Source organism: Streptomyces sp. NPDC111520 (assembly GCF_055635295.1).
Window position 1 is genome coordinate 215,704 of record NZ_JBVKBW010000002.1, and the last position, 26,183, is coordinate 241,886.

Sequence of the window (26,183 nt, forward strand, 5' to 3'; positions counted from 1 at the left end):
TGAGCCGGTCGCGGTGGCGGTTGCCGAGGAGGTTCCCGTCGCGGAGCCGGTGCAGGAACCCGCCGTTGAGGCCGAGGCTGCTCCTGCTGAGGCGGAGGCTGTGGTGGCTGAGGTTCCCGCACCTGCTGCCGAGTCCGAGCCGGTTGTCGAGGCGGAGGCCCCGGTCGAGTCTGAGCCGGTCGCGGTGGCGGTTGCCGAGGAGGTTCCCGTCGCGGAGCCGGTGCAGGAACCCGCCGTTGAGGCCGAGGCTGCTCCTGCTGAGGCGGAGCCGGTGGTTGAGGCTGACGCACCCGCCGCGGAATCCGAGCCGGTTGTCGAGGCCGAGGCTGTTCCCGCTGAGGCGGAGCCGGTGGTTGAGGCTGCCGCACCTGCTGCCGAGCCGGAGCCGGTAGTCGAGGCCGAGTCGGTCGTGGCGCCGGCGGAGCCCTCCGCGGAGGCCCCGGTCGCCGAGGAGGTTCCCGCTGCGGAGCCCGTGCAGGAACCGGCCGTTGAGGCCGAGGCCCCGGCCGAAGCCGCTCCTGATCAGGCCGAGCCGGTGGCGGAGGCTGACGCACCTGCCGCGGAGTCCGAGTCCGAGCCCGAGGGGCGGCCGGAGAGGCCGGCGGTCACGCCGGGGAAGGCCGTGACGGCGTACTCGGCGGAGGAACTGACCGCGCTGGTGCGGTGGATCGACGGCGACGGCGAGAAGCGGTCGGACGACGAACTGCTGCGTGCCGCCATGAAGGAGCTGGGCTTCGCCCGGCTGGGCCCGCGCATCAAGGAGGCCCTCGGCGCGGCCGTGGCCGAGGCGCGCGGCTGACGGGGCCGCGCGTCAGCCGGCGCGCGGCAGGGGCTTGGCGACGACCCGCACCAGGACGGTGCGGGTCGTCGCGTTCCGGCAGGCGTCGGTGATGGTGGCGGTGAACGCGTCGGTGCCGGAGAAGTCCTCGTGCGGGGTGTAGGAGAAGAGGCCGTTGGCCTGCTGGACGAGGACGCCCCGCGCGGGTTCGCTGTGGGCGGTGACGGCCGTCCCGTTCCCGGTGACGTCCTCGAGGACGTCCCCGGTGGCGTGGCCGTGCGGGCCGGACGTGACGCGGAGCCGCCCCGGTACGAGGACGGGCCGGGCGACGACGTAGACGCGGTGCGCGGCGCGGTCGGAGACGTAGAGCCGTCCGCCGGGGGCGAGGGCGGTGCCCCAGGGGCGCTTCAGGGGGGTGGCCCCGGAGGAGCGGGCGCGCGGTGGGGGGTAGAGGAGGGAGCCGTCCTCCGTGACCGCGAGTCCGTGGACGTCGCCGGGGGCGAGCCGGGCGGCGCCGGGTACGGGGGTGGCCCGGCCGTCGTGGTCGATGCGGCGGACGCGGCCGTCGACGACGGCGTAGACGTCGCCGGCGCGGTCGGCGGTCAGGGCGCCGACGGTGGCGCCGGGGAAGTAGCGGACCGGGGCCTTGCCGCCGGGCGGGATCCGCCGCAGTCCGCCGGCCGGGCCGCCCGAGACGTACACGGAGCGGTCGCCGCCGACGGCGACGGCGTCGTGCCGGCCGGCCTCGGCGAGCAGCGTGGTGGTGCCGTGGCCGTCGGCGCGTACGGAGACGACTTTGCCCTCGCCGGAGACGTAGACCGTGCCGTCCCGGCCGACCGCGAGGCCGTACGGGGCGAAGTCGGTGGTCGCGAAGGTCGTGATGACGGGGGCGGCGCCGGCCTTGCCCGCCGTGACGCGGCGGACGGCGCGGTTGCCGGAGTCGGCGATGTAGAGGCGGCCCGCGGTGTCGGTGGCGAGCCCTGCCGGGTCGTGCAGGGCGGCCGTGGTGGCGCCGGCCCCGTCGCCACCGCGGCCGGGCTTGCCGCTGCCGGCGTAGGCGACCGGGGCGCATCCGGCGGCGGGGGCCGCCGGGGCGGCGGTGCCCGGGGCCGGGGTGAGCAGGACGGCGGCCGCCGCCAGCAGGGCCGCGGCGAGGGGCGGCCGGTGGCGGCGGCCGGGCCGTCCGAGGGGTGGGCGCACGTCGGGCTCCGCGGGATGAGGTGGGGCGACCGGTACTGACGGGACGTCACCAATGTGGCAACCCGGGCCCGTCCCGGCGCGCCGGGTGACCCATCGGGGGGTCGCCCGAACGGTGGCGGCCGGTTGCGGGGTGCCCCCGGGCCCGCCTCCTCCGTCGACGGCGGCCGACGGCGGCCGGCGGCCCACGGGCCGTCACGCGCCCAGGTGAGGTGAGGTGAGGGGGCGTGGCGGGGTGCCCCCCCGGCCGGCGGTGCCGGTGCGCGGGGGTCCGCCGCAGGCTCGCGTGTCGTGGTCACGCCAGGGCGAACTCGCAGAATTAACCTCATTGCCCTTGTCATGTGTCTTTCTACGCGCGTAACTTGAGCCGGTCCGCCGTGCGCTGCCCGTCGTCGACGGGTTGTTGGACCCGATAGGAGAAACCCTCGTGCCGATCGCCAGACCGAGCCGACACCGCAACCGCGCCGCGGCGCTCGCGCTCATATCGACCGGAATCGCCGCGTCCGTCGTCCTGACCGGGCTGCCCGCCGCCTACGCGACCCCCTCCAGCGGGGCGGTCGTCGCCGAGGTGTACGGCGGCGGCGGCAACTCCGGCGCGACGCTGACCAACGACTTCGTGGAGCTCGCGAACGCCGGTTCGGCCGCGTACGACCTGGCCGGCTACAGCGTGCAGTACCTGCCCGGTACGCCGTCCGCCGCCTCCAAGTGGCAGGCGACCGCGCTGACCGGTGCGATCGCCCCCGGCGGCCGCTACCTCGTGTCGGAGTCCGCCGGGACCGGCGGCACCACGCCGCTGCCCGCCGCCGACGCCAGTGGCTCCATCGCGATGAGCGCCACCAGCGGCACCATCGCCCTGGTCAACGGCACCACGCCGCTCACCTGCATCACCGCCGCCGACTGCGCGGCCGACCCGCGCGTGGTCGACCTCGTCGGCTTCGGCAGCGCGGTCGTGCGCGAGGGCAGCGGCCCCGTCGCCGGCGCGAGCAACACCGCCTCCGTCGCCCGCGGCGCGTCCCTGGCCGACACCGACGACAACGCCGCCGACCTCACCGCCGGCGCGCCGACCCCGGTCAACGCCGCCGGCCAGACCCCGGGCGGCGGCACCACGGACCCGGATCCCGACCCCGAGCCGACCGAGCCCGGCACCACCCGCGTCCACGACATCCAGGGCACCACCCGGGTCTCCCCGCTCAAGGGCCAGACCGTCACCCGGGTCCCCGGCATCGTCACCGGCGTGCGCACCACCGGCTCCAAGGGCTACTGGATCCAGTCCGCAGACGCAGAGGCCGACGCCGACGCCCGCACCAGCGAGGCCGTGTTCGTCTACACCGGCTCCGTCACGCCCACCGTCGCCGTCGGTGACAAGGTGCTGGTGACCGGCAAGGTCTCCGAGTACTACCCGAGCACCGGCAGCCAGTCGGTCACCGAGGTCATCGGCCCGACCACCACCGTGCTCTCGGCCGGCAACGCCCTGCCCGCCCCCGTCACGCTGGACGCGTCCACCGTCCCGGCCGCTTACGCGCCGGACGCCGGCGGCGGCAGCATCGAGGGCCTGGCGCTCGACCCGGCCCGCTACGCGCTGGACTTCTACGAGGCCCACGAGGGCGAGCTGGCGCGGTTCGCCAAGGCCCGCGTCGTCGGCGGCACGACCGCGTTCCACGAGGTCTGGGTGACGGTGAAGCCCACCGAGAACCCCACCCGGCGCGGCGGCACGGTCTACGGCTCGTACGCCCAGCCCAACACCGGCCGCATCAAGGTCATGTCGATCGGCGCGGGCGTCGACGTCCCGACCGCCGACGTCGGTGACGAGCTGACCGGCACCACCACCGGCCCGATCGACTACGACGGCTTCGGCGGCTACAACCTCCAGGCCACGCAGCTCGGCCCGCTGGTGGACAAGGGCCTCAAGCGAGAGGTGACCCGCAGGCAGAAGGGCGGCGAGCTCGCGGTCGCCACGTACAACGTGGAGAACCTCGACCCCACCGACCCGGCCGACAAGTTCGCGCGGCTCGCCGACGGCGTCGTCACCAACCTCTCCTCGCCCGACATCGTGGCGCTGGAGGAGATCCAGGACGACAACGGCGCCACCGACGACGGCACCGTCACCGCCGGCCAGACCCTGCGGAAGTTCACGGACGCCATCGTCGCGGCCGGCGGCCCCCGCTACAGCTGGCGCTCGGTCGACCCGACGAACGACACCGACGGCGGCGAGCCCGGCGGCAACATCCGCCAGGTCTTCCTCTTCGACCCGCACCGCGTGCAGTTCACCGACCGCGCCGGCGGCGACGCCACCACCGCGGTCAAGGCGGTCAAGACCCGCAAGGGCGCCGAGCTGTCGGTCTCCCCCGGCCGGATCAACCCGGGCAGCGAGGCGTGGAACGCCAGCCGCAAGCCGCTGGTCGGCGAGTTCCGCTTCCACGGCAAGCCGGTCTTCGTCATCGCCAACCACTTCAACTCCAAGGGTGGCGACCAGCCGCTGCACAGCGTCAACCAGCAGCCGGTGCGCAGCTCCGAGACCCAGCGGAAGCTGCAGGCCACCGAGGTCAACACCTTCGTGAAGTCGCTGCTCGCGGCCGACCGCGACGCCAACGTCGTGGTCCTCGGCGACCTCAACGACTACGAGTTCTCCGGCACGGTGTCCACCCTCACCTCGGGCGGCGTGCTGAAGGACCTGCTGACGACGCTGCCGCAGTCGGAGCGCTACACCTACGTCTACGAGGGCAACTCGCAGTCGCTGGACCACATCCTGCTCAGCCCGGCGCTGCGCCGCTTCGACTACGACGTGGTGCACATCAACGCGGAGTTCGCCGACCAGGCGAGCGACCACGACCCGCAGATCGTCCGCATCAAGCCGGACGGCTGCTGAGGCACGCACCCCCGACGAGGGCGGCACCGGCGCGACGCCGGTGCCGCCCTCGCGGCGTCACCGGGGGTCGGGCTCCGGGTCGGGGAAGCCGCTGGCGGGCGTGTCGGATCCGGTCCAGGCGGCCAGCAGCTGCAGGGCCGCCTCCGAGGTGGAGCCGGGCTCGGCGGTGTGGATGCACACCAACTGGTCGCCGTCGCCGGCGAAGAGCACGTGCTCGTACGACAGGGTGAGGTCGCCGACGACGGGGTGGTGGTAGAGCTTCACCCCGTGCGACCTCTGCCGCACGTTGTGGTCGGCCCACCAGGCCCGGAACTCGGCGCTCTTGATGGTCAGCTCGCCGACCAGCTCGGTCAGCCCCGGGTCGTCCGGGTGGCGCGCCGCGTCCAGCCGCAGGGCGGCGACCGTCTCGGCGGCGTGCTTGTCCCACTCCCGGTGCAGGTCGCGGGCCGCGTCGTCGAGGAACATGAAGCGGGCGAGGTTGCGGTCGCGCTGCGGCAGCGCGTCGAAGTCGGTGAGCAGCGTGCGGGCCAGCCGGTTCGCGGCCAGTACGTCGGTGCGGCGGCCGACGACGAGGACGGGGGTGCGGTCGCCCAGCAGGTCCAGCACGCGGTACACCTCAGGGCGCACCCGCTGCGGCCGCAGCGGCCTGCGGCGGGGCGGGGTGCGGTGCCGCGCCAGCTCGAAGAGGTGGGCGCGCTCGGCGGCGTCCAGCCGCAGGGCCCGGGCGACGGCGTCCAGCACCGCCTCCGAGACATTCTGGTGCCTGCCCTGCTCCAAACGGGTGTAGTAGTCGGTGCTCACCCCGGCCAGCCGCGCCAGCTCCTCCCGCCGCAACCCCGGCACACGGCGCGGCGCACCGGTGACGGTGATGCCGGCGTCCTGCGGGCTCAGCCGGTTCCTGCGGGCCCGCAGGAAGTCCCTGAGCTCGGCGTTGTGCTCCATGTGTTCCAGTATGGGCGGCCGATCATGGGGCGGCCCGGCGCGGCCGGAGGGGCCGGCGGCGACGGGGCCGGAGAGGTCCGCGGCTACCCGGCCGGAGGGGCCCGCGGCTACCCGGTCGGGGGTGCTCGCGGCTACCCGGCGGGAGGGCTCTCCTCCAGGCCGTCCAGCCGTGCCGGCCGCTCCTGGAAGCGGTCCAGCAGCCGCCTGAGCCGGTCCGCCTCCGCGAGCAGTTCCTCGCGCAGCGGCTCGTCGCGCCGCGCATCCTCCTGCGGCGGCCGCCCATGCCCCGCGTCTTCATGCCCCGGCAGCCGCGGCCCGGCGGCGCCCGGTGCGGGCGGTTCCCCGGTCACGTTCACCCAGGGGCCGGCCAGCCGCGCGAAATCCGCCGGCCGCAGCACCCACAGCCCCGCCGCGCAGCGCCTGCAGACCGCCGTCAGCCCGTGCCAGCCCGGCAGCCCGGTGCCGTCGCGCACGAAGACCCGGGCGGCCCGCCCGCAGCGGCAGGCGCCCATGCGCACGGTGCGCACCCGCTGCCGGGCGTAGCGCGTGCCGCGTTCGTACCGGGTGTACGCGCCCAGCACGCTCACCTGCAGCACCACCGCGTCCCGGCAGTCCGTCGCGCAGGTCAGGGCCTGCGCCTCGGCGGCCGTGTGAAGGCAGTAGAAGCCGCAGTCGCAGCCGCGTGCCGGGCTGCGGTGCCGCCGCCCGTAGCCGCACACGGCGTCGCCGAGGGCGCCGTACACGATCCGCCCGCCCAGCGACACGCCCCGGAAGCCCACGCGGGCGCCGTCGTGCGCCAGCAGCGGGAAGGCCAGCTTGTACCCCGTCGGGGGCACCGCCGGCCGTTCCTCGGGCAGCCGGCGGCCGAACCTCACCGCGCCGCGGCCTCGGCGGGCCCCGCCGCGCGGACCTCGACGGCGTCCGGGGCCCGGTCCCCGGGGGCCGCCTCCTCGTCCACGAGCCGCTCCATGCCCGCGAGCTCCTCGTCCGTCTCCTCCGCGTAGCCGTTCGCCAGTGCCCTGCCCAGCTTCATGGCGGCCTCCAAGATCGGGCGAATCCCCCGTACGGGGGGTACTCGGGCATCATGCCGCACCGGGCCGCCGCCGGGGTAGGGCGCGGCGGGCGCGCCCGCGCCGCCGCGACTTCCTGTCCGGTACACACAACTCCGTGCATGAGCCGTGTGAATGACGGTACGTCAGCGTAGGCTGGGAATGAGGGGAGGCGTCATGGACACGTACGTGACCATCGAGCTGGAGGGCGGCAAGGACGCGGCGGAGGACCTGCGCAGACTGGAGGTCTGGCTGCGGGCCGACGAGGAACTGGCGCCGCTGGTCGTGCGCAGGGAGCGGCCCGCCGACGAGAGCATGGGCGTCGCCTACGACCTGATCCTGATGATCCTCCAGGAGACCCTGCAGGCCACCGCGCTCACGCTGTTCCGCGCCCTGCGCAACCACCTGCGCAACCAGCCCGGCGACTCGCTCAGCGTCACCGTCCGCGCGGGGGACGTGGAGTGCGTCCTCACCGCCAGGGACGCCCTGACGCGCGGCGAGCTGGAGGCGATGGCGGCCCGCATCCGCCAGACGCTGGAGAACTAGATCCGGAGGAAGACGGCCCTGGGGAGGTCCGGCGGGCATGCCGTACGAACCGTTCGCGTCCCGGTCGCGGGCGGTCCTGATCGGGGTGTCCCAGTACGAGCACGCCCGTGACTTCTCCAACATCCCCTCCGCCAGGGCCAACGTGGCCCGGCTGCGCGCCGCGCTCGTATCCGGCGGGCTCGGCCGGTTCATCCCGCGCACCGTGGAGACCCTCGACGAGCCGCGCACCCGCGACCGCGCGCTGCGGCTGATCGGCACCGCCGCCGCCCAGGCCCAGGACCTGCTGCTGGTCCACTTCACCGGGCACGGGTACGTCGACCTGGGCAGCGGGGAACCCGAGCTGTACCTGATGACCCGGGAGTCCACCAAGGACGGCGCCCGCCTCGACGGCATCCCGTACCGCGACCTGCTGCGGCTGCTCGCCTCCTCGCGCGCCGAGCGCGTCGTCCTCGTCCTGGACTGCTGCTACTCCGGCAACGCCGGACTGGTGCCGCTGCCCGAGCGGCCGTTCTCCCTGATCACCTCCTCGGCCGTCGGCTCGCGCATCCACAAGGGCGACGGCATCGACCCGACGCCCTTCACCGGAGCCCTGGTCCGGGTGCTGACCGAGGGCACCGACCCGTACGACCCGGTCACCGTGCAGCGCCTCGGGGTCCGGCTGCGCGAACTGGCCGCCGAGTACGCGGCCACGCTCGACGAGCGCGCGGACTACGACCCCTGGTTCCCGACCGAGCGCTCCAGCAACAGCGCCGGCGACACCGTCCTGTCGCAGGCCCGGCTCACCCCGCGGCCCGCCCGCGGGACCCGCTGGCGCGCGCCGTTGCGCCGGCTCGCCCAGTACGCCGGCTTCACCTGGACGTGGACGGCGGGCCCCCACCAGCCGCTCTGGCACCGGGCGGTCGGCATCGGCGCCGCCCTGGCCCTGCTCGCGGGCGGCGTCACCGGCTGGACGTGGGCGCACCGCCCGGCACCGCTGTGCCCCGCACCGCTCGAACTGCGGGTGCTCACCTCGCCGGAGACGCGCGCCGCGCTCACCTCCGTGCTGGACGCCTTCCAGGACAGCGAGGACGCCGGCCCCACCGCCTTGCTCGGCGGCCGGCCCGAAGGCTGCGGCCAGATCAACACCACCGTCTACGCGGCGCCCGCCGACCGCACCATCGCCGCCTTCCGCGCCTCCGCCGCCTGGGCCGAGCCGGAACGCGCCTGCGAGGACGAGGACGCCGGGGAGTGCGCGATGCCGCTGCGGGACGTCGGACCCCACCCCGACGTGTGGATACCGGCGGCCGGCACCGCCCTCACCCAGGTCCAGGCCGAGACCCGGCGCCCCGAGAGCGTCGTCGCCCTCGGCCGGCCGGTCACCCTCGCGCACTCCCCGGCCGTCGTCGCCGCGACCACCTCGCTGGAGGGCGTCGGGCGCACCGGCAGCACCGCGCAGCAACTCGTCGACGCCGCCCACGCGCAGGACGTGGTCGTCCGCAGCGCGGAACCGCACTCCTCGGACGCCGCCCTCGACCAGCTGCTGCACCTGGCACCCGGCACCCGGATCACCACCGACGCCGTGCCCCCGGCGGACGACCGGGCCCTGGCCTGCTCGGCCCGCACCTGGCTGGTCGAGCGGCGCGGCACCCAGCAGGCCCTGCTCACCGCGGAGTCCACCCTGGCCGCCCTCGTCACCCCGACGCTGGAGTCCCATCCGCCCTGCCTGGGCGACCAGTCGGACCCCTACACCGCCTACTACCCCTCCGACGTGCCGCCCCTCGACCTGACCCTCGTACCGGTGAGCTGGGAGACCGGCCGGGCCGACCGCGCCGATCGCGCCGAGGCCGTGCACCGCCTCGCCGCATGGCTCGGCTCCCGCCCGGGGCAGCGGGCGCTGGCCGCGCAGGGCTTCCGTACGGACGTCAGCGGGACGGCCGAGGCCGGCGACACCCCGCTGGACAGCGCGATCTTCGTCGCCGACCCGCGGGCGGGCGGCCGGCCGCCGACCCGGAAGGACATCGAGGCCGCGCTGCGGGACCACGGCGAGGCCGCGGGCACCCGGCGCGACGTCCTCTTCGCCGTCGACGTCTCCAGTTCCTCCTACTCCGGCGCCAACGTCCCCGTCGTGCGCTCCGTGCTGGCCCGCGCCTCCGGCTACCGGTACGGTATCGCCGCGGTGCCCGGCCGCACCCTCCTGCCGCTGGGACCGAACGACGCCGCCGCGCGGGACGCCGCGATCCGCGCGCTGGCACCGGTCGAGCGGGACGCCCCCGTGGCCGCCGCCCTGCGCCAGTGGTCGCGCGCCCTCGCGGACTCCCCCGGGACCCTGATCGTCCTCATCACCGACGACGAGGACAGCGCCCGCGAGGAGCCGCCCGCCGTGGACGTCCCCGTTCTGGTCGTCTCGCTGGAGAGCTACGGCTGCTCGCTGCGCTTCAACAAGGCGGTGACCGAGGGCGGCGGGGCGTGCCTGGCCGCCACGCAGGACCTGCCGAACCGGGTCGCGGAGACCATCACCCGCCTCACCTCGGGAGGGTCATGACGGCCGAGAGGGTCACCGGGTCCACCGGAGTCATACGGGTCACGAGGCCCGGGGGAGCCGCCCGCCGCCGGCGCCGCCGCACCCTGGGCGTCGTGCTCCTGCTGGCCACCGTCCTCGCCACCGCCGCCTGCGGAGGTCCCCGCCCCGCGCCGGCCCCGGGGCCCGACCGCTCCCGGCCGCTGATCGTCGCCAGCGATGCCGACCTCACCGCCGGCGGGCGCCCCGGCGTCCGCCGCGCCCTGGTCGACGAGTGGAACCGGGCCAACCCGGACCGGCCGGCCCGGCTCGTCGAGCTCCCCTCCGCCTCCGACGAGCAGCGCAGCGAGCTGATCGGCGCCTTCCAGTCCGGCACCGCCGCGTACGACGTGGTCAACCTCGACATCAGCTGGATCCCCGAGTTCGCCGACAGCGGCCTGCTGCGACCGCTCGACCCCGCCCTCGTCGACGGGGACTTCCTGCGCCAGGCCGCGGACGCCGGCCGCTGGAAGGGCCGCACGTACGCGGTGCCCTTCAACACCGACGTCGGACTGCTCTACTACCGCACCGACGACCTCGCCAAGGCCGGCCGCCGCCCCGCCGACCTGCGCGGCTACGCCAAGATCGGCGACCTCCTCGCCGACGTCCGCCCGCTCGGCCACGCCGCCTACACCACCCAACTGCGCGCGTACGAGGGCCTGACGGTCAACACCCTGGAGACCTTCTGGACCGCGGGCGTCGAACTCGTCGACGGCGACGGCCGCTACACCGGCACCGAGGACGGGCTGCGCGAGGGCCTGGACGAGCTCGGCCGGGTGGGCGCCGCCAACAACCTCAACCCGGAGTCCCTGGAGGCCGACGAGTCGGTCACCCTCGCCCAGTTCACCGAGGGGCAGAGCGTGCTGATGCGCAACTGGCCGTACGCCTACAACCGGCTGGACGCCGCGCTCGCCCCCGGCGTCCGCTTCGGCGTGGCCCGGCTCCCCGGCGTCGCCGCCCTCGGCGGGCAGAGCCTGGGCGTCGCGGCCACCAGCGACCGCCCCGGCGACGCAGCGGACCTGATCCGCTTCCTGACCGGACGCAGCGCCCAACATGCCCTGCTCAGAGCGGGTTTCGCCGCCGCGCGGCGCTCAGCATACGGAGCCGGGGATGTCAACTGTGACGATCCTCACGACCCCCGCGCCTGGTTCTACGACCGCCCCGCGGGCCGCGGCTCCGAGCCCTCCCCCTCACCCGCCGCCGCGACCCCCGGGTACACGACCCTGCTGTGGTGCGCGCTGCAGGCCGCCAGGGCCCGTCCGGCGACCGCGCACTACGTCACGTTCACCCGGGTCCTGCAGCGTGAGGTGCACGGAATGCTCGCGGCGCACCGCTCCACCGACGCCACGGCGGAGCGTCTGGACGGCCGTCTGGGGCGCGCGCTCGGCGGCCGGGGTCCGGGGTGACCATCACTGCCCGTGAGCGCGGCACTCCCTTCCGCATAACGACTGATGCACACTCACATTTCCCGTAGGTCACGGCAGTCACGGCGCAATGTCCGGTTCCGTCCTGTCCATCCCCATAGATTCCCGTCATGAACTCGCTTGAGTGGCTTGGAATTGGCGGGCGCCTCTATTAACGTTCGATAACGCAGCGCGGTCGTCCCGCCGCCGTCAGGGCGGCGCCGTGCGCTTGCCGAATCCCGTCCGCGGGAACCGGGGAACCACTTCCTGGGGTGAATCGGGGGCCTTCCGAGGTCCTCGTAGGAGACCTTCCTGCTCCGAACCCGTCAGCTAACCCGGTAGGCGAGAAGGAAGGAAAGGAGCGCGCCCGCGTGGCGTCGAACGAGCCTGCCCTGATACCCGGACAGCAACAGGGGTCCGCGACCGCGTACTCCGAGTGGGACACCGCCGAGTGGAACATCGCCGCCGGCTGGAATCCCCCGGCAGCCGAGCAGGCACCGCCGACGAAGAACGCGATCGACGGCTGGGACACCGGGCAGTGGAACATGGCCGCCGGCTGGCTCGCCGCGGCCGAGGCGACGGGCTCCCAGGACGCAGGCGCCGTCGCCGACGCCACCGTCGCGCAGCACGAGCCCGCCCGGCACGAGACGTACGAGACCACCGCGCACGAGGCCTACGAGCCCGCCGCCCCCGCCCAGCCGCGCCACGAGGACATCAAGGCCTTCGACGCCTTCGGGAACACCCGCGACATCGAGGCCGCGCCCTACGAGGGCCCGGACGCCGAGCCGTGGGACCCCTCCGAGGAGTCGGCCGGCCCCCTGCGCGGCCGCCACCGCGTCGCCAAGCAGCGCTCCCTGGGCCGCGGTTCGGCCGTCTTCGGCGTCGCGGCCGTGGCCGTGCTCGGCGTCGGCGGGGTCGCCACCGCCGAGGGCAAGAACCCGCTCCCGGTCTCCCTCCCGCACCTGCCCGACGCGTCCCAGCTGCCCGGCATCGGCGCGCTCGTCGAGGACGACAGCGCCCCCGAGGCCAAGCCCGTCGCCGAGGCCCTGAGCCCCGACGCGGGCGAGGCGCTGCGCAACCGCATCCTCGACCAGGCCCAGCAGCAGCGGAACGCCGCCGACAAGGCCGCCAGGACCGCCGCGCAGCAGGAGGCGTCGGCCAAGGCCGCCAAGTCCGCCGCGCAGGAGCGGGTGCGGGCCGAGGCCGCCGCCAAGAAGAAGGCCGCGGCGGAGGCAGCGAAGAAGCTGGAGGCCGAGCGCCTGGCCGAGCTCGCCAAGAGCTTCGTCAAGCCGGTCTCCTCGTACACGCTGACCGCCGGGTTCGGCGAGTCCAGCTCGCTGTGGGCCAACACCCACACCGGCCAGGACTTCGCCGCCCCGACCGGCACGCCGGTCAAGGCCATCCACAGCGGCACCATCACCGAGGCGGGCTGGGCCGGTTCGTACGGCTACCGCATCATCCTGACCCTCGACGACGGCACCGAGCTCTGGTACTGCCACCTCTCCTCGATGATCGTCACCTCCGGCAAGGTCAGCACCGGTGACACCATCGGCCGCGTCGGTGCCACGGGCAACGTCACCGGCCCGCACCTGCATCTCGAGGTGCGCCCCGGCGGCGGCGACCCGATCGGCCCGATGGGCTGGCTGCGCAGCAAGGGCCTCACGGTCTGAGGCGACCGGTCGCGCGACCGGCCGGCCGCGTACGACCGCACCGACTCCGGCGGTCCTGGTGACTCCCCCCGTCAACCAGGGCCGCCGGTCCTTTTCGAGGCGAATTCCCCGTCGCCGCTACGGGACGACGAAGTTGTAGATCTCCGAGATCCGGGGCGGTCCGGTCGGCTCCGGGAAACCGGACTCCTTGGCGGCGGGCATCATGATCTCCATGAAGGCCTCGAGCGCCTGCGCGGTCTGCCAGACGTTCACCAGCCGCAGCCCCTCGTTGGTGATCACGGCGGCGTGGGAGAGCAGCCCGGACGGCGGATGCTCGGGCCCGAACCCCGCGCGGTGGTTCGCCTCCTCGTACTGCAGGGCCGTCACACCGGGGAACTCGACCTCCGCCAGGACCGGCATGGGAACCTCCCGCCTCCCAACGACACGCCTACGCCCCAATTTCCTCCGGCTGCACCCCGGCCGCAATCCGGAACGCGGCCGGGGACAGGGTCAGAACGGGGCGTTCGCGCGGTGAACGCGTGGTCAGAGCGCCTCCAGCCGTACGTCCGCCGAGTCGCAGGCCGCCGTCTCGTCGGCGTAGACCTCGCACACCGGCCGCCCGTCGGGGGTCATCGTGTGCTCGACCTCCCACAGGCTGATCTCCTCGCCGGTCTCCAGCAGGAAGGCGTGCTCGTACAACGTCCAGCCGGCGACCCGGCCGGTGCCGATCCGGGTGTGCCGGCCGGTGACGTACGCGATGTCGTGGCCCACCGCCGAACCCAGCCGGCTGCGCAGGTCCTCGCCGGGCACGTCCGTGTTCTCGGCCCGCCGCAGCACCCGCCACGCGTGCTCGGCGGAGTGCTGCTCCGTGTACTGCCGGGGCCCGGGCGTCAGATCCATCGCCAGCTGCGGCAGCCGTGCCAGCCAGTCCGCCGCCTCCGCCTCCAGCTCCTCCGGGGAGGGCTCGCCGAAGCGCGCGTCGATCGTGTGCTGGGCGACGGCCAGCGTGTCCGGGTCCGAGTAGACCTCGTACAGCGGCTCGTCGCCGTCGGGGCCGGTGTTGTGCTCGATCTCCCACAGCAGCTGCGTACTGCCGTCGGCCAGCAGGAACGTGTGCCGCAACGTCCTGCGGCTCAGCCTGCGCGGCGGGCCCTTGCGCTGGCGGAAGGACGCCAGCTCCGTGCAGCCCATCAGCGCGGTCGCCAGCCGCCCCAGCACGTGGTCGTCGACGTCGAAGGCGTTCTGCGCCCTGGCCAGCACCACCTCGACGTCCGCCGGACCCGCCCCACCTGGTCGCGCGTTCCCCATGCGGTCCTCCTGCTCACGGCATTCCCCGCGCACCATTGCGAGCACTCAGCGTAGTGGCATCGACGCGCTGCGCGTCGGGTCTCCCGGAAAAATGGTGCACCCCCACCCGTAGGAGGCGCGTAAAACGCGAAACGCACGCCCCCTGCTGCCACTATGCGCCCATGCGCGCACTCTTCGTAGGCCTCTGCACCCTCGATGTCATCACCCTCGTCGACCACGTCCCGGCCCCGAACGAGAAACTCACCGCCCGCACCCAGACCGTCGCCGCCGGCGGCCCCGCCACGGGAGCCGCGGCCACCTTCGCCCACCTCGGCGGGGAAGCCGTCCTGCTCACCGCCTTCGGCGGCCACCCCCTCGCCGGCGCGATCGACGCCGACCTCACGGCCCTCGGCGTCGACGTCATCAACCTCACCGCGGACTCCCCCGAACCCCCCGCGGTCTCCACGATCCTGGTCACCGCCGCCACCGGCGAGCGCGCCGTCGCCTCCACCAACGCGGCCTCAGGGGCGTCCGTCTCCCCGCCCGGGGACCTCTCCGTGCTGGTCGGCGACGCCGATGTCGTCCTCGTCGACGCGCACCACCCCGCCCTCGCCGTCCCCGCCGCCCGGCTCGCCCGCGCCGCCGGGGTCCCCACCCTCCTGGACGCGGGCAGCTGGCGTCCCGCGACCCCCACGCTGCTCCCTTACGTCGACGTCGCCGTCTGCTCCGCCGACTTCCACCCCCCGGGCACGACCACGCCGGCCGAGGCCCTGGCCTTCCTCCACGACGCGGGCGTGCGCTGGACCGCCATCACCCGGGGGCCGTCCCCCATCCTCCGGCCCGACGGGCAGATCCCCGTCCCCGCCGTCGGCCCCGTCGTCGACACCCTCGGCGCCGGAGACGTCCTCCACGGCGCCCTCGCCCACCACCTCGCCGCCCACGTCACGACCCGCCTCACCCCGCCCGCCTTCGACGCCGCCCTCGCCTTCGCAGCAGGCATCGCGTCCCGCTCCTGCACCTCCTTCGGCCCCCGCACCTGGATGCGTGCCTGAGGGGGCCCGGGGGCGGGGGTGCTTGGTTTTCCCGGGATGAGTCAGGGGCGCTCTCGCCCCTTCGTCTTGTTGGCGATCAGGGCGAACAGGACCGCGCCGACACCCAGCACGAGCCAGCCGACCGCAGACTCGGACACGGTCATCTGGGTTTGTTTGGGCAGCAGTGACAAGCCGCCGAGAACCATGAACATCGCGAACATGTAGCTGAGCACGGCCATCAGCAGCCAGCGCAGCAGTCGGCTCGTCCGTACGTTCGGCGACTTATCGGTCATGGGGTTCCGCCTCGCTCATTTGACGATGTTGTGGCACTGGGTTCCGCGCTTCTGCCCGCTGGCGAAGAAGTCCGCGCATGCTTTCCCGTAGTGCTTCAACGTCCGCCTAGAGTCATCGACACGCCCTACGGACTTCATGAAAGTGCACGAGTGGTGCATGGGACCCCGCCGAATGAGGTATGTCTTGCCCTCGGTGTCCGCGTAGCGCCAATCGATCCGCCAGTTGCACCACTTTCCGCCTGCGGAGTCCGCGCCGAAGATGTCCTGTACGGAGGCTTCTTCCCTCGTGATGCTCAGGCCGCTGCCCTTGATGACGTGACCGATCGTCGCGCCCGGAGCGCAGAGCTCCATACCCTTCACGTCAAAGCAAAAGCTGCCCACCTTGCCGTATCCGACAGCGGTGGCCGAAGCCGGGGAAGCGGCGGCCACCAGAGCGGTTACTGCCGTCGACGTCAAAGCGACCCACTGCCTAGCCCGCCCCGCGAAAGGGCGCCGAGCAGGGAAGGTGCGGACTTCATTGCGGCTCATTTGGCACTCCGATGCTTGCTGCCTACGTACGCATCGGAGAACGCCACCCTCCCCCGACGCGATACGTGGTGTTGCGTGCCGGTGACACAAGGTCGCTCGGGGGAGTGGTGCAGGAACCTTCAAGCATCAGTTTTGCAACAGGAGTTGGCCCTTCAACCTGCGGCGATGGCCGAGTAGGTCCAGACGTCCGCGGGCAGTTCGTGCTGGAGGCGCCAGACGATGCCCATGGGGTTGCTGCCCTTGTGCTCGACGTAATCCGCCGGGCCGAGGAGCATCCAGGGCTGGGGGCCGCCGATGTCCGTCTTCTTGTAGCGGCGGACGAAGAGCAGGACGTGATTACCGCGTGCGCGGTGCTGCTGGTAGCGGAGCCCCGTCGGGGACGAGCTGGACGTCTGGTTCTGGGACTCCCAGTGGAACTCGGTCTCGTTGCGGGCGTAGTCGTGATAGCGCGTCTGCGGGGAGAAGTCCTTCTCGTCCTTCTCCAGCGTGATGAACAGCGCGTCCGTCCCTATCGACTCGCACCACTTCACGCCTTCCCGGAAGTACCCGGGCAGGAAGCCGCCCAGTGCGGACTGCCGAAGGGCCGGGAGGATCTCCTCTCGGCTGTAGGAGGCGTGGATGGTCAAGGGCAGCTCGCTGAGTGGCCCGTCGAACGGGATGGGGACGTGGTCGGTGCGGTCCAGGCCGTGGGCGAGGACCTGGCGGAGTTCGTCGCGGACGTGCGGCTGGGCGCGGAGGGCGTCCAGGCCGTCCTGGTAGGTGGGGAAGGCGTTGCCCAGGGGCCACAGGGAGAAGAAGAGCATACGGGCGTAGTCCTGCCCGCGCGGGTCGAGTTCGTCGTACGTGGGGGCGTCGTCGGCCAGGACCCGCTGGTACGCGGCGATCCGCGCCGGGTCGTCGACGTGGAGGAACGCAGGGACGCGCTTGAGGAGGGCGGCCTCGCCCTCGGGGTGTGCGGTGGGCAGCAGCCCGGCCCGGCGGAGCAGGCCGGTCCAGGAGTTGCCGCCGCGGTAGATCTCCTTGATCTCGCGGCGGCTCTCCGCGAGGTACTCCGCCAGTGTGGGGCTCGCGTACGCGCTGACCTCGCGCGTCAGCTGGGTGACGTTGACGTTGATCTGGCTGCGGATGTTGTCGATGACGAGTTCCTTGGCCTTGGGCTCAAGGATGATCTGGCAGCCGGAAGGGAGCTGGGGGAAGTCGTGCTCGATGTTGCTCAGCAGCCGGTTGCGCGTGAAGTTGGTGAGCGCGCGGAACTGCTCCTCGAAGCGGAACTCCTTGCGGTGTTGCCCGATGAAGTCCAGGACCGTGAGGACGGCCTTGCCTTCGCTGCGGCGCAGGCCGCGTCCCAATTGCTGCAGGAAGACCGTGGCGCTGGACGTGGGCCGCAGGAGCAGCAGCGTGTCGACGTCGGGGATGTCCAGTCCCTCGTTGAAGAGGTCGACGGAGAAGAGAATCTGCAGGGTCCCGGCCCGCAGCTCTTCGAGGGCTGCCTTCCGCTCGTCCCGGGGCGTCTCGCCCGACAGGGCCTTGGCCCTGAGGCCGGCCCGGCAGAAGAAGTCGGCCATGAACTCGGCGTGCGCCACGGTGACGCAGAACCCCAGTGCCCGCATGGAGCCGGGGTCGGTGACCTTGTCGCGGACGGCTTGTACGACGAGTCGCGCGCGAGCGTCGTTGCCGGTGAAGAGGTTGTCCAGCCCGGTGCGGTCGTAGGCGCCCGCCTTCCATGCGACCGCGCTCATGTCGGTGTTGTCGGTGATGCCGAAGTAGTGGAAGGGGCTCAGGAGGTCGTTCTCCAGGGCTTCCCACAGCCGCATCTCGGCCGCGATGCGGCCGTCGAAGAAGTCGTCCTGGACCTTGCGGCCGTCCATCCGCTCGGGGGTCGCCGTGAGGCCCAGCAACTCCCGCGGGGCGAAGTGGTCGATGATCTTCCGGTAGGTGGGGGAGACACCGTGGTGAAACTCGTCGATCACGACGACGTCGAAGTGGTCGGGTGCGAAGCGGTCGAGCGACTGTGCGTTGAGGGATTGGACGCTCGCGAAGACGTGCGTCCAGTTGTCCGGGATCTCGCCGCCGACCAGGAGTTCTCCGAAGTTCGCGTCGACGAGCACGTCTTGGTAGGTGCGCAGGGACTGTTCGAGGATCTCCTTGCGGTGGGCGACGAAGAGCAGCTTCAGGTCGCCGCCGAGCTTCGCCCGGAGGTGCTTGTAGTCGAGGGCCGCCATGACCGTCTTGCCCGTCCCCGTGGCGGCCACGAGGAGGTTCCGGTGCCGGTCGTGGACCTCGCGTTCCACTTCGAGCCGTTCCAGCATGTCGCGCTGGTGCGGGTAGGGGCGGACCTCGAGTCCCGAGAGGCTGAGTCTGCGTCCGCTGCCCGCTGTGTTGCCGCCGCTCGCGATGGCGAGTGCCTCGTCGAGCCGGTGGGCGTCCCTGTCGGGGTCGTACGACTCGAACGCCGCCTCGCTCCAGTAGGCGTCGAACGTCGCCTCGAACTTCCGCAGGACGCTGGGGGTGGCGACTGACGACAGCCGCACGTTCCACTCCAGGCCGTCCAGGAGCGCCGCCTTGGAGAGGTTGGAGCTTCCCACGTACGCCGTGTCGTAGCCGGTGTTGCGGCGGAAGAGCCATGCTTTGGCGTGCAGTCGGGTGGATCGAAGCTCGTAGTTGACCTTCACCTCGGCGTTGAACTCCCGGACGAGACGGTCCAGGGCGCGTCGTTCGGTGGCGCCGACGTACGTCGTGGTGATGACGCGGATGGGCACGCCCCGCTCGTGGGCCGCTCGGAGGGACTGTTCCAGGACCCGCAGTCCGTGCCATTTGACGAAGGCGCAGAGCAGATCGACGCGGTCCGCCGTGGCCAGTTCGGCACGGAGTTCGTAGCCGAGGCTGGGATCCTCAGGGGAATTGGTGATCAGTGCGGTCTCGGAGAGCGGGGTTGCCGGGCGGATCGCGTAGACCCCTTCGGCTTCCTGTTCGGCGAGCGCCAGCAGCTGCCGCGGCCCTTCGGAGATGAGGTCCGTCGCCTGCCGGGCGCCCTCGATGGAGTTCATCGACCCGAGGATGAGGTTGGCGGCGACCACCTGCTCGGCCGGCGTCAGCCCCGCGAGGACGCGTTCGACGGTGCCCGCGATGTGCCGGGACAGCACGTGCGGTGCCGACTCGCTGCCGACGACCTCGTCGACGGCGCTCCACCCGTCGGCCCCCAGGGCCTTGATGCGCTCTTCGAGGCTGTCGGTGATGAGCCTCTCGTACAGCCCGGAGACGGGATCGAGGTCGTGGTTCGGATTCGTCACGTAGGCCCCCCTGAGGCGAATCGGCGTGATCCAGTTCTAACAGGAGTGACTGACACGTGTGGCGCGCAGTGCGCGACGCACGCGCCCCGCGGGCGGAGCATGGGCCCATGAGGGAGAGCGAGACGCCGGTCACGGATGGGTTCGAGCAGGCGATGGAGGCGTTGCGGAAGGCGCCGTACGGGGAGGTGGACGAGGCGTTGTGGGAGGTGGAGGGGAGCGTGCTGCGGGAGGCGCGGGGGCATTTGGAGGCGTGGGAGCACGTGGTGCGGGGGCTGGAGGCGGGGCGGTCGACGGCGCGGGGGGAACTGGTGTGCCGGGACGGGGTGGCGGGGCTGGTGCGGAGGCTGCCGGGGCCGGTCGCGGAGCTGTTCGGGGAGTCGCTGGGGGAGGTGGACGGCCGGTACATCGAGCTGACGGTGGAGGACGCGGCCGCGCCGGGCGGCGGAGGGGGCTGGTGGTGGGGCCGGCGGCCGCGCACCGGGTGGGCCTGACAGTGGTCGCGGGCACACTGGAGCCATGTGCCGAAGCATCAAGACCCTGCGCCCGCCGATGACGCCCGAGGTCGGTGAAGAGGACATCCGGGCCGCGGCCCTGCAGTACGTGCGGAAGATCTCCGGGTTCCGTGCGCCGGCCGCGCACAACCGGGAGGCTTTCGAGGAGGCGGTGGACGCCGTGGCGGCGGCCACGCGTGAGCTGCTCGCCGGGATCCAGGTGCGGGGTCAGCGGACTTCGTAGCCCTGGCGGGTGGTCGGCGGGCGGTTCCCTGTGGCGGCGTGACGATGAGTTGTCGTCTTGTGACGGTAGGTTATGGCCTGCTCGAACCAGTCCACCGCTGCACTGAGGTGTGCCATGTCCGTTGTCCGTAGGGCCCTCGTCGTCACCGCTCTGACCGCCGTGCTGCTGGCCAGCGCCGTCGTCTGCCAGTCAGCGGAGTGACGCCCTCACCTGCTGGTGCAGACCGGGGATCGTCAGCCGGTCCGCGGCCAGCAGGTGGTTGTACGCCACGACCTGCGTGAAGAAGACCGGGATGGGGATCGTCAGCCCGGGCGGCAGCGGGGGCGGCATGTCCGGGGTGAAGGTGACCGGGAGCAGGCCGAGGAGGTTGCCGCTCAGGACGCGGGTGAGCAGGACGACCGGCCGCCCGGTTGCGGTCGTGGTGCTCCAGGGCCTCGCGTCCGACTCGAATTCGCCTTGGCACGGGGCCCACGGCGGCGGCTCGGGGGAGACGTGGCCGACGCCGGGCAGCCCCATGTCCAGCAGCGGCAGCCCGGTCCCGGGCAGGCCGTGGAAGGGCGGCGTCCAGTCGCGGCCGCGGCGGCGGGCGCAGGCGGGGGAGAGCAGCGCCGCGGTCTGGCGCAGGCTCGCGATGTCGGCGCGCCAGGCGGTGAAGACCAGGACGCGTTCGGCGCCGGCACGCGTGGGGACGGCGGTGATGCCCCGGTACGTCAGCCCCGTCAGCACCAGCAGCGGCGTGCGCACGCGGAACGGCTGCTCGGCGGTGATCACGCGGTCGCGGTAGCGGCCCGCCCCGATCGACAGGTCCAGGGAGACCTTCGGCAGGCACCAGGGCGAGTCGGGGGTGCCCAGGCGGATGCGGGCGGGGAGCAGGGAGAGCGGTTCGTCCATGCCGCCGTCCGAGGGGCGGCGCGGGACGATCAGGTCCAACAGCGAGTCGGGACCGACCTTGTTGCCGGACAGCAGACCCGTGGACGGCGCAGGCACCTCGGGTCGTGTACGGCGGTGGGACCCCCCGTCGCGGGGGGCGGGTGGCGCGTACGGGCCGGCGCCCGTCCGTCCCGGCGCCGGGGCCTGCGCCGACGGCTGCTTGCCCCGCAGCCCCAGCAGGTCGCCCACCGCGCCGAGCAGTCCGCCCGACGGCTGCTGGGGTGCCGCGCGCTGGGACGGTACGGGGCTCGGGCCGGCGCCCTTGGGGGCGCCGCCCGGCGAGACGTCGAGCGAGCCGCGGACGGGGAGCGGCGCCTGCGCCTCGACGCCGACGTGGAGGCCGCCCGCGCCCCGGTTCCTGGCCTTGCCGGTGGCCGAGCCGGAACCGGAGCCCGAGCCCGAGCCCGTGCCGTGCACGGTGGGGTTGCGGGAGTGGTAGAGGCCGTCCAGTACGTCGCACACGGCCTCGCCCGCGCTGCGGTAGCCCTCGGCGGACGTGGCGGTGCCGTCGCCCTTGGAGGCACCGGCGTCGTGGGCCACGGCCATCGGCGCCATCGGGTGCAGTCCGCCGGCGAGCAGCGCCCCGCCGACCGGGAGGGCGCCGATGGCCCGCAGCCGTACGGCCCGGTTGCGCGCGGCGGGGCGGACCGAGGGGGGTACGGCCGGGCGCACGGCCGGCGGGACCGTCGCCGTACGGGTGCTCACGGTGTCCCCGTCGGAACCCGCGGCCGTGGGCGGCGCCGGTTCCGTACCGCCCGCGGGGGCGGTCGGCGGCGGGGCAGGGGCGCCCGCCGGCGTACCGCCCTGGGGGGCGGTCGTCCCCGGCCCCGTGGTGTTGCCGCGCCCGCCGCCGCCCCAGTCGGGCACCGGCCGGGAGCGCCTGCCGCGGCCCCCGTCGCCGTCCCCGTCCGGCACCCAGCTGACGGCCATCGCACCGCCGATGACGCCGAGCATGAAGCCGATCAGGAACCCGCCGAAGTTGGACAGCACGAGCGAGGCGACGGAGAAGACCAGGGTCGCGATGCCGGCGAAGGCACGGTAGTGCGGGGCGAGCCACAGGGTGAGGCCCAGGACGACCAGGAAGACGCCCATGAGCAGGCCGGAGACGCCGGCGATGCCCTCGTGGATCAGGAGCGAGAGCGGGGCGAGCGGGATGGAGAGGATCTCCACCCCGGCGAGCAGGGTCCACACGCCGGCCCAGAAGGGACGGCTGCGGCGCCAGGTGCGGAAGCGGGACCGGAGGGCTCCGGTGCGGATCAGCATGCGCGTCACGGTGGCCCCTCCTAGAAGCAGGAGTGGTCGCCGCGCAGCACCTGCACGTGCAGGTCCGGCAGCCGGAAGGTGGCCGCGCTGACCGACCGGTTCGTCTGCCGCAGGTCGCGCACGCGGATGCTCGTGGCCTGCTGGGCGAAGGCCCCGGGCGGACCCTGGACGCCGGGGACCTGATCCACCGTCGAGGCGTCCTGGCCGATGTGGATGTTCTTGAAGACGGCGTCGCCCTTGATGTCGTGGGCGTCCGCGATGAGGCGGTCGGCGCTCGCCGGGTCCGCGGTCAGCCGCAGCGTGACCGGGCCGATCACCGGCACCGGCTGGACGACGGACTGGCACAGGTCGTGCAGGGTGGCCCGGCGGACGGCGGACAGCGCCTCCGGGTAGACCGCGTCACGGCCCCGGTCGAGGACGCCGAACTGAACGAAGCCGTCGCCCTCCAGGAGGGAGGAGGAGATCTGGAAGCTCTCGCCGGCGACGGTGAAGGAGTTGGCCGAGACGCCGAAGGACGCGGCGAGCGCGCCACTGGCCAGGCTCGCGACGACGGCGCCCGCGGCAGCGACGGTCGGCACCATGACGAGGGCGAGCCGCTTCCAGCTGGTGCGGCCGGAGGCGGCGACGGCGGCCTGGGACACGGCGGGCCGGGACCCGGTGGGCTCGGTGGTCAGCACGTCCCGTCAACCGTGGGACAGTCTGATCGGTCGCTCGGTGGCGGTCCGTAATCACCCCGATGGTCGTACGTACTCGCCCATTCGGGTCAGAAGCAGGGGTGGGCGCCCTTCTCGACCGTCATGTGCAGGCCGTTCAGCCGGAACGTGGCCGCGCTGACGGACCTGGTGGTCTGCCGCAGGTGGTCGATGGTGACGCTCTCGGCCTGCTGCCCGGGGGCGCCGGCCGGGCCCTTGGCCCGGCCCTCGGCGTCCGTCTGCGAGGCGTCCACGCCGATCCGGATGTCGTGGAACTCGGCGTCGCCCATCAGGTCGTCGGAGTCGACGATCAGCTGCTCGGCGTGGACGGGCCGGTCGCCGCCGCCCGCCTTGATCAACAGGGTGACCTGGCCGAAGCCGGGGACGGAGCCGACCACAGACTGGCACAGGTTGTGCAGCTCGGCGGAGCTGATGGCGGAGACCGCCTGCGGGATGTCGCCCCTGGCCGTGTGGTCGATGGTCACGTACTGGGTGAAGCCGGTGCCGGTCAGACGGTCGGCGGCGATCTGGATGCTCTGGCCGGACAGGGCGGTCGTGGTCGGTGAGAGCGCCAGGGAGACGGGCACCACGCCGGCGCCCGCGCCGACCGCCACGGCGGTGGAGACGGCGAGGACCGGTATGAGGACGACGGCCGTGCGCGTCCAGCTCGTGCGGCCGGACGGACGGCCGTCGGGACGGCTCGTACGTCGTGTCAGGGGGCTCACTCGGTCATTGCAACCCCGGCCGCGGGGCCCAGCAAGCGGACTCAGCGGTGACGGCCGCCCGGGGGGTCCTGGTAGGGGGCGGCCTGCGGGTACCACCCCTGCTGCGGCGGCACCTGCGGCTGTCGCGGGCCCCACCGCTGCGGGTACGCCCCTGGCTGCTGCGGGGGCCACGCCTGGGGTTGTGCCTGGGGCCAGGGCTGTGGCCACGCCTGGGGCGCATGGGGCGCTTGAGGCTGCGGCCAGGGCTGCCCGTACGGCTGGACCTGCGGGTACGGCCCGTACGGCGCACCGGGCGCCGCCCACGGGTACACGGGCGGGAACGCGGGCCGGAGGGCGTGGGCCGCATGGGTGAGCGCGGGCTGGGCGACGGCCTTGCGCTCCCACAGGTGGTGCAGCAGCTCCTGCTCCCTGGCCTGGAAGTCCGCGCCTGCGGCCCCGCGGTCGGCGCGGGCGCGCAGGAAGGCGAGCGAGGTCGCGAAGGACACGTACTCGCGGACGGTACGGGCGGCCTGCTTGCCCTGCGCGTGGCGGGCGGCGGAGCGGGCGAGGCCGCGGCCCCGCATGGAGCCGATGGCGGCGGGCTCGGGCAGGCTCAGCCAGCCGGCCATGGCGTACAGCGGCAGCTGGGTGCGGATCGTCCTCAGCTCGTTCGAGCGGGACCAGATCGCGAGCCAGACCAGCAGGCCGAAGAGGGGGATCATCACCGTCGCGTAGACGGCGAGGAAGCCGAGCGGGCTGAACGAGGCGGAGCCGTTCCAGGTGCCGTGCAGCACCATCGCGAGCAGCCAGCCGCCCAGCGGGGCCAGCCAGCGGCGGGCCTGGCCGGGGCGGGAGGTGGCGGCGATGGCGAAGCCGATGCCGGTGAGCGAGGTGAACAGCGGGTGCGCGAAGGGCGTCATCACGATCCGCACGACGAACATGGCCGCGGTGGTGCCGATGCCGCCGTCGGTCCCGTACGCCTGGTCCTCGGCGAAGCCGGAGCCCAGGTAGAGGATGTTCTCGGTGAACGCGAAGCCGGTGGCGGTCAGCCCGGCTATGACGACGCCGTCGACGAGCCCGGTGAAGTCGCGGCGGCGGAAGAGGAAGAGCAGCAGGACGGCGGCGCCCTTGGCGCTCTCCTCCACGACGGGGGCGACGAAGGTGGCGCCCCAGATGTCGCTCTGCGAGTCGCTGGCGGTGAAGGTCGTCGCGAGCAGTTCGGTCGCGTACTCGTTGGCGAGGATGGCGACCAGCGTGGCCGCGCACGCGCCCCAGGCGAAGGCGAAGACCGCGTCGCGCAGCGGGGTCGGCTCCACCCGGTCCAGCCACAGGAAGGCGCCGCCGAGGATGGGGACCGGCAGGACCGCGAGGAGCAGCCCGACGAGGAAGCCCTCGGTGCCGGTCTGCCGGCGCACCAGCGCCAGGATGATCACCCCGCACAGCGCCAGTACGGAGAAGAGCGCCACCAGCCGGAACGTCCGGTTCTCCCAGAAGTGCCGGCGCGGCTTGTAGCGCCACTGCCCGGGCGCGGGCAGCGCGAACGGGGATTGCTGCGGGTGTTCCGGATACTCGGGTACGGCGGGTTGTGCTGCCGGGCCCGGCAGGGGCGAGTCGGGCGAATGCGAGTACGAGGACACCCGATGACCTTACGGGGCGGTGACCGCGCGGCGCGATGGTGTTGCCGATTACCGCACGGCCGGACGTTCACCCGCGCTCGAAGACCAGGTCGTGGACGACGTGGCCCTTCGCGATCCCCTGGCGCTCGAACTTGGTCATCGGGCGGAACGCGGGGCGCGGCTCGGCGTAGCCGCTGGTCGTGGCGTAGGCGTTCGACAGGCCGGGCTCCGCCGTCAGCACCTCGAGCATCTGCTCGGCGTACGGCTCCCAGTCGGTCGCGCAGTGCACGGTCGCGCCGGGCCGCAGCCGGGACACGGCCAGCGCCAGGAACTCCGGCTGGATCATGCGGCGCTTGTGGTGCCGGGCCTTGGGCCAGGGGTCGGGGAAGTAGACCCGCAGGCCGGCCAGCGAGCCCGGGGCCAGCATGTCGCGCAGGAGGACGACGGCGTCGCCGTTGGCGACCCGGACGTTGCGCAGGCCCTCGCGCTCGGCGAGGTGGACGAGGTTGCCCTGGCCGGGGGTGTGCACGTCCGCGGCGAGGATGCCGGTGCCGGGGTCGGCGGCGGCCATCGCGGCGGTGGCGTCGCCCATGCCGAAGCCGATCTCCAGGACCACCGGGCGGTCCGGGGCGAGGCCGGCGTCGGCGAACAGCTTGTCCAGGTCGAGCGGCGTGCCGTCGATGTCGACGCCCCAGTCCGCCCAGCGCCGTTCCAGCGCGGCCCGCTGGCCGTGGGTGACCCGGCCGCGACGCGGGTGGAAGGTGCGGATGCGCTGCTCGGTGTGCGCGTTCGGATGCGGGTGGGAGGCGGGGCCGCCGGGGAAGTGGGGGGTGCGGGGCTTCGACATG

General features: G+C 73.4%; 23 protein-coding genes and 1 riboswitch. Of the genes, 9 read left to right on the top strand and 14 right to left on the bottom strand.

Annotated elements, in window-relative coordinates; all coding sequences use genetic code 11:
* On the top strand, positions 1 to 799 hold a 799-nt coding region (locus tag ACZ7MY_RS05015), incomplete at its 5' end, for a hypothetical protein (RefSeq protein ID WP_499599655.1).
* Positions 800 to 811: 12 nt separating this feature from the next.
* Here ACZ7MY_RS05015 and ACZ7MY_RS05020 read toward each other — a convergent pair.
* Positions 812 to 1,978, bottom strand: coding sequence for an Ig-like domain-containing protein (locus ACZ7MY_RS05020; protein WP_499599657.1), 1,167 nt, complete (start codon positions 1,976 to 1,978; stop codon positions 812 to 814).
* A 478-nt stretch (positions 1,979 to 2,456) separates the two neighbouring features.
* Here ACZ7MY_RS05020 and ACZ7MY_RS05025 point away from each other — a divergent pair, with 478 nt between their 5' ends.
* Positions 2,457 to 4,841 carry a DUF8508 domain-containing protein gene (locus ACZ7MY_RS05025; RefSeq protein ID WP_499600264.1) on the top strand — a complete coding sequence of 795 codons (2,385 nt, stop codon included), beginning with the start codon at positions 2,457 to 2,459 and terminating at the stop codon, positions 4,839 to 4,841.
* A 57-nt stretch (positions 4,842 to 4,898) separates the two neighbouring features.
* On the opposite strand, the gene ACZ7MY_RS05030 is transcribed toward ACZ7MY_RS05025, so the two are convergent.
* The 3 genes from ACZ7MY_RS05030 to ACZ7MY_RS05040 all read right to left on the bottom strand — a co-directional run bounded on the left by ACZ7MY_RS05030 (position 4,899) and on the right by ACZ7MY_RS05040 (position 6,816).
* Positions 4,899 to 5,783 carry a helix-turn-helix transcriptional regulator gene (locus tag ACZ7MY_RS05030; protein WP_499599658.1) on the bottom strand — a complete coding sequence of 295 codons (885 nt, stop codon included), beginning with the start codon at positions 5,781 to 5,783 and terminating at the stop codon, positions 4,899 to 4,901.
* A gap of 131 nt (positions 5,784 to 5,914) precedes the next feature.
* Complete coding sequence (locus tag ACZ7MY_RS05035) at positions 5,915 to 6,619, bottom strand: hypothetical protein (RefSeq protein ID WP_499599659.1); 705 nt, start codon at positions 6,617 to 6,619, stop codon at positions 5,915 to 5,917.
* Positions 6,620 to 6,654: 35 nt separating this feature from the next.
* Positions 6,655 to 6,816: a hypothetical protein gene (locus ACZ7MY_RS05040; RefSeq protein WP_499599660.1), complete on the bottom strand. Its 162-nt coding sequence runs from the start codon at positions 6,814 to 6,816 to the stop codon at positions 6,655 to 6,657.
* Between the two features lie 193 nt (positions 6,817 to 7,009).
* Between ACZ7MY_RS05040 and ACZ7MY_RS05045 the strand changes: the two genes are divergently transcribed.
* From ACZ7MY_RS05045 to ACZ7MY_RS05060, 4 genes are all read left to right on the top strand, one after another.
* Entirely contained in the window at positions 7,010 to 7,378 is a 369-nt protein-coding gene (locus ACZ7MY_RS05045; protein WP_499599661.1) for an effector-associated constant component EACC1, read from the top strand.
* 37 nt (positions 7,379 to 7,415) lie between these two features.
* The gene (locus ACZ7MY_RS05050) at positions 7,416 to 9,899 is read left to right on the top strand and encodes a caspase, EACC1-associated type (RefSeq protein WP_499599662.1); all 2,484 of its coding nucleotides are present in this window, start codon (positions 7,416 to 7,418) and stop codon (positions 9,897 to 9,899) included.
* Positions 9,896 to 11,320, top strand: a complete 1,425-nt coding sequence (locus ACZ7MY_RS05055) for an extracellular solute-binding protein (protein ID WP_499599664.1) — start codon at positions 9,896 to 9,898, stop codon at positions 11,318 to 11,320. The genes ACZ7MY_RS05050 and ACZ7MY_RS05055 overlap by 4 nt, the downstream gene beginning before the upstream one ends.
* 217 nt (positions 11,321 to 11,537) lie before the next feature.
* Positions 11,538 to 11,677, top strand: a riboswitch (cyclic di-AMP (ydaO/yuaA leader).
* 185 nt (positions 11,678 to 11,862) lie between these two features.
* Positions 11,863 to 12,987 carry a M23 family metallopeptidase gene (locus ACZ7MY_RS05060; RefSeq protein ID WP_499600265.1) on the top strand — a complete coding sequence of 375 codons (1,125 nt, stop codon included), beginning with the start codon at positions 11,863 to 11,865 and terminating at the stop codon, positions 12,985 to 12,987.
* A 117-nt stretch (positions 12,988 to 13,104) separates the two neighbouring features.
* Here ACZ7MY_RS05060 and ACZ7MY_RS05065 read toward each other — a convergent pair whose 3' ends face one another.
* Positions 13,105 to 13,386, bottom strand: coding sequence for a hypothetical protein (locus ACZ7MY_RS05065; protein ID WP_499599665.1), 282 nt, complete (start codon positions 13,384 to 13,386; stop codon positions 13,105 to 13,107).
* 123 nt (positions 13,387 to 13,509) lie between these two features.
* On the bottom strand, positions 13,510 to 14,274 hold the full coding sequence (locus tag ACZ7MY_RS05070) for a DUF6227 family protein (protein ID WP_499599667.1): 765 nt from the start codon (positions 14,272 to 14,274) through the stop codon (positions 13,510 to 13,512).
* 161 nt (positions 14,275 to 14,435) lie between these two features.
* Between ACZ7MY_RS05070 and ACZ7MY_RS05075 the strand changes: the two genes are divergently transcribed.
* Entirely contained in the window at positions 14,436 to 15,305 is an 870-nt protein-coding gene (locus ACZ7MY_RS05075; RefSeq protein ID WP_499599669.1) for a PfkB family carbohydrate kinase, read from the top strand.
* Positions 15,306 to 15,346: 41 nt separating this feature from the next.
* Here the strand turns inward: ACZ7MY_RS05075 and ACZ7MY_RS05080 are convergent, their stop codons facing one another.
* The 3 genes from ACZ7MY_RS05080 to ACZ7MY_RS05090 form a co-directional block, all read right to left on the bottom strand.
* Positions 15,347 to 15,577, bottom strand: coding sequence for a hypothetical protein (locus tag ACZ7MY_RS05080; protein ID WP_499599671.1), 231 nt, complete (start codon positions 15,575 to 15,577; stop codon positions 15,347 to 15,349).
* 15 nt (positions 15,578 to 15,592) lie between these two features.
* Positions 15,593 to 16,105, bottom strand: coding sequence for a hypothetical protein (locus ACZ7MY_RS05085; RefSeq protein ID WP_499599673.1), 513 nt, complete (start codon positions 16,103 to 16,105; stop codon positions 15,593 to 15,595).
* A 152-nt stretch (positions 16,106 to 16,257) separates the two neighbouring features.
* The gene (locus ACZ7MY_RS05090; RefSeq protein WP_499599674.1) at positions 16,258 to 19,395 is read right to left on the bottom strand and encodes a DEAD/DEAH box helicase; all 3,138 of its coding nucleotides are present in this window, start codon (positions 19,393 to 19,395) and stop codon (positions 16,258 to 16,260) included.
* Between the two features lie 107 nt (positions 19,396 to 19,502).
* Between ACZ7MY_RS05090 and ACZ7MY_RS05095 the strand changes: the two genes are divergently transcribed.
* Both ACZ7MY_RS05095 and ACZ7MY_RS05100 read left to right on the top strand, forming a co-directional pair.
* Entirely contained in the window at positions 19,503 to 19,886 is a 384-nt protein-coding gene (locus tag ACZ7MY_RS05095) for a hypothetical protein (RefSeq protein ID WP_499599675.1), read from the top strand.
* Positions 19,887 to 19,911: 25 nt separating this feature from the next.
* Positions 19,912 to 20,130 (top strand): DUF2277 domain-containing protein, encoded by a 219-nt coding sequence (locus tag ACZ7MY_RS05100; protein ID WP_499599676.1) that lies wholly within the window; start codon positions 19,912 to 19,914, stop codon positions 20,128 to 20,130.
* Between the two features lie 189 nt (positions 20,131 to 20,319).
* Here the strand turns inward: ACZ7MY_RS05100 and ACZ7MY_RS05105 are convergent, their stop codons facing one another.
* The 5 genes from ACZ7MY_RS05105 to trmB all read right to left on the bottom strand — a co-directional run bounded on the left by ACZ7MY_RS05105 (position 20,320) and on the right by trmB (position 26,182).
* Positions 20,320 to 22,323 (bottom strand): DUF6114 domain-containing protein, encoded by a 2,004-nt coding sequence (locus ACZ7MY_RS05105; protein ID WP_499600266.1) that lies wholly within the window; start codon positions 22,321 to 22,323, stop codon positions 20,320 to 20,322.
* Between the two features lie 20 nt (positions 22,324 to 22,343).
* The gene (locus ACZ7MY_RS05110; RefSeq protein ID WP_499599677.1) at positions 22,344 to 23,000 is read right to left on the bottom strand and encodes a DUF6230 family protein; all 657 of its coding nucleotides are present in this window, start codon (positions 22,998 to 23,000) and stop codon (positions 22,344 to 22,346) included.
* A gap of 86 nt (positions 23,001 to 23,086) precedes the next feature.
* Complete coding sequence (locus tag ACZ7MY_RS05115; RefSeq protein ID WP_499599678.1) at positions 23,087 to 23,740, bottom strand: DUF6230 family protein; 654 nt, start codon at positions 23,738 to 23,740, stop codon at positions 23,087 to 23,089.
* A gap of 41 nt (positions 23,741 to 23,781) precedes the next feature.
* Entirely contained in the window at positions 23,782 to 25,356 is a 1,575-nt protein-coding gene (locus ACZ7MY_RS05120) for a PrsW family intramembrane metalloprotease (RefSeq protein ID WP_499599680.1), read from the bottom strand.
* Between the two features lie 67 nt (positions 25,357 to 25,423).
* Positions 25,424 to 26,182, bottom strand: a complete 759-nt coding sequence (gene trmB / locus ACZ7MY_RS05125) for a tRNA (guanosine(46)-N7)-methyltransferase TrmB (RefSeq protein ID WP_499599681.1) — start codon at positions 26,180 to 26,182, stop codon at positions 25,424 to 25,426.
* Position 26,183: the final 1 nt, after the last annotated feature.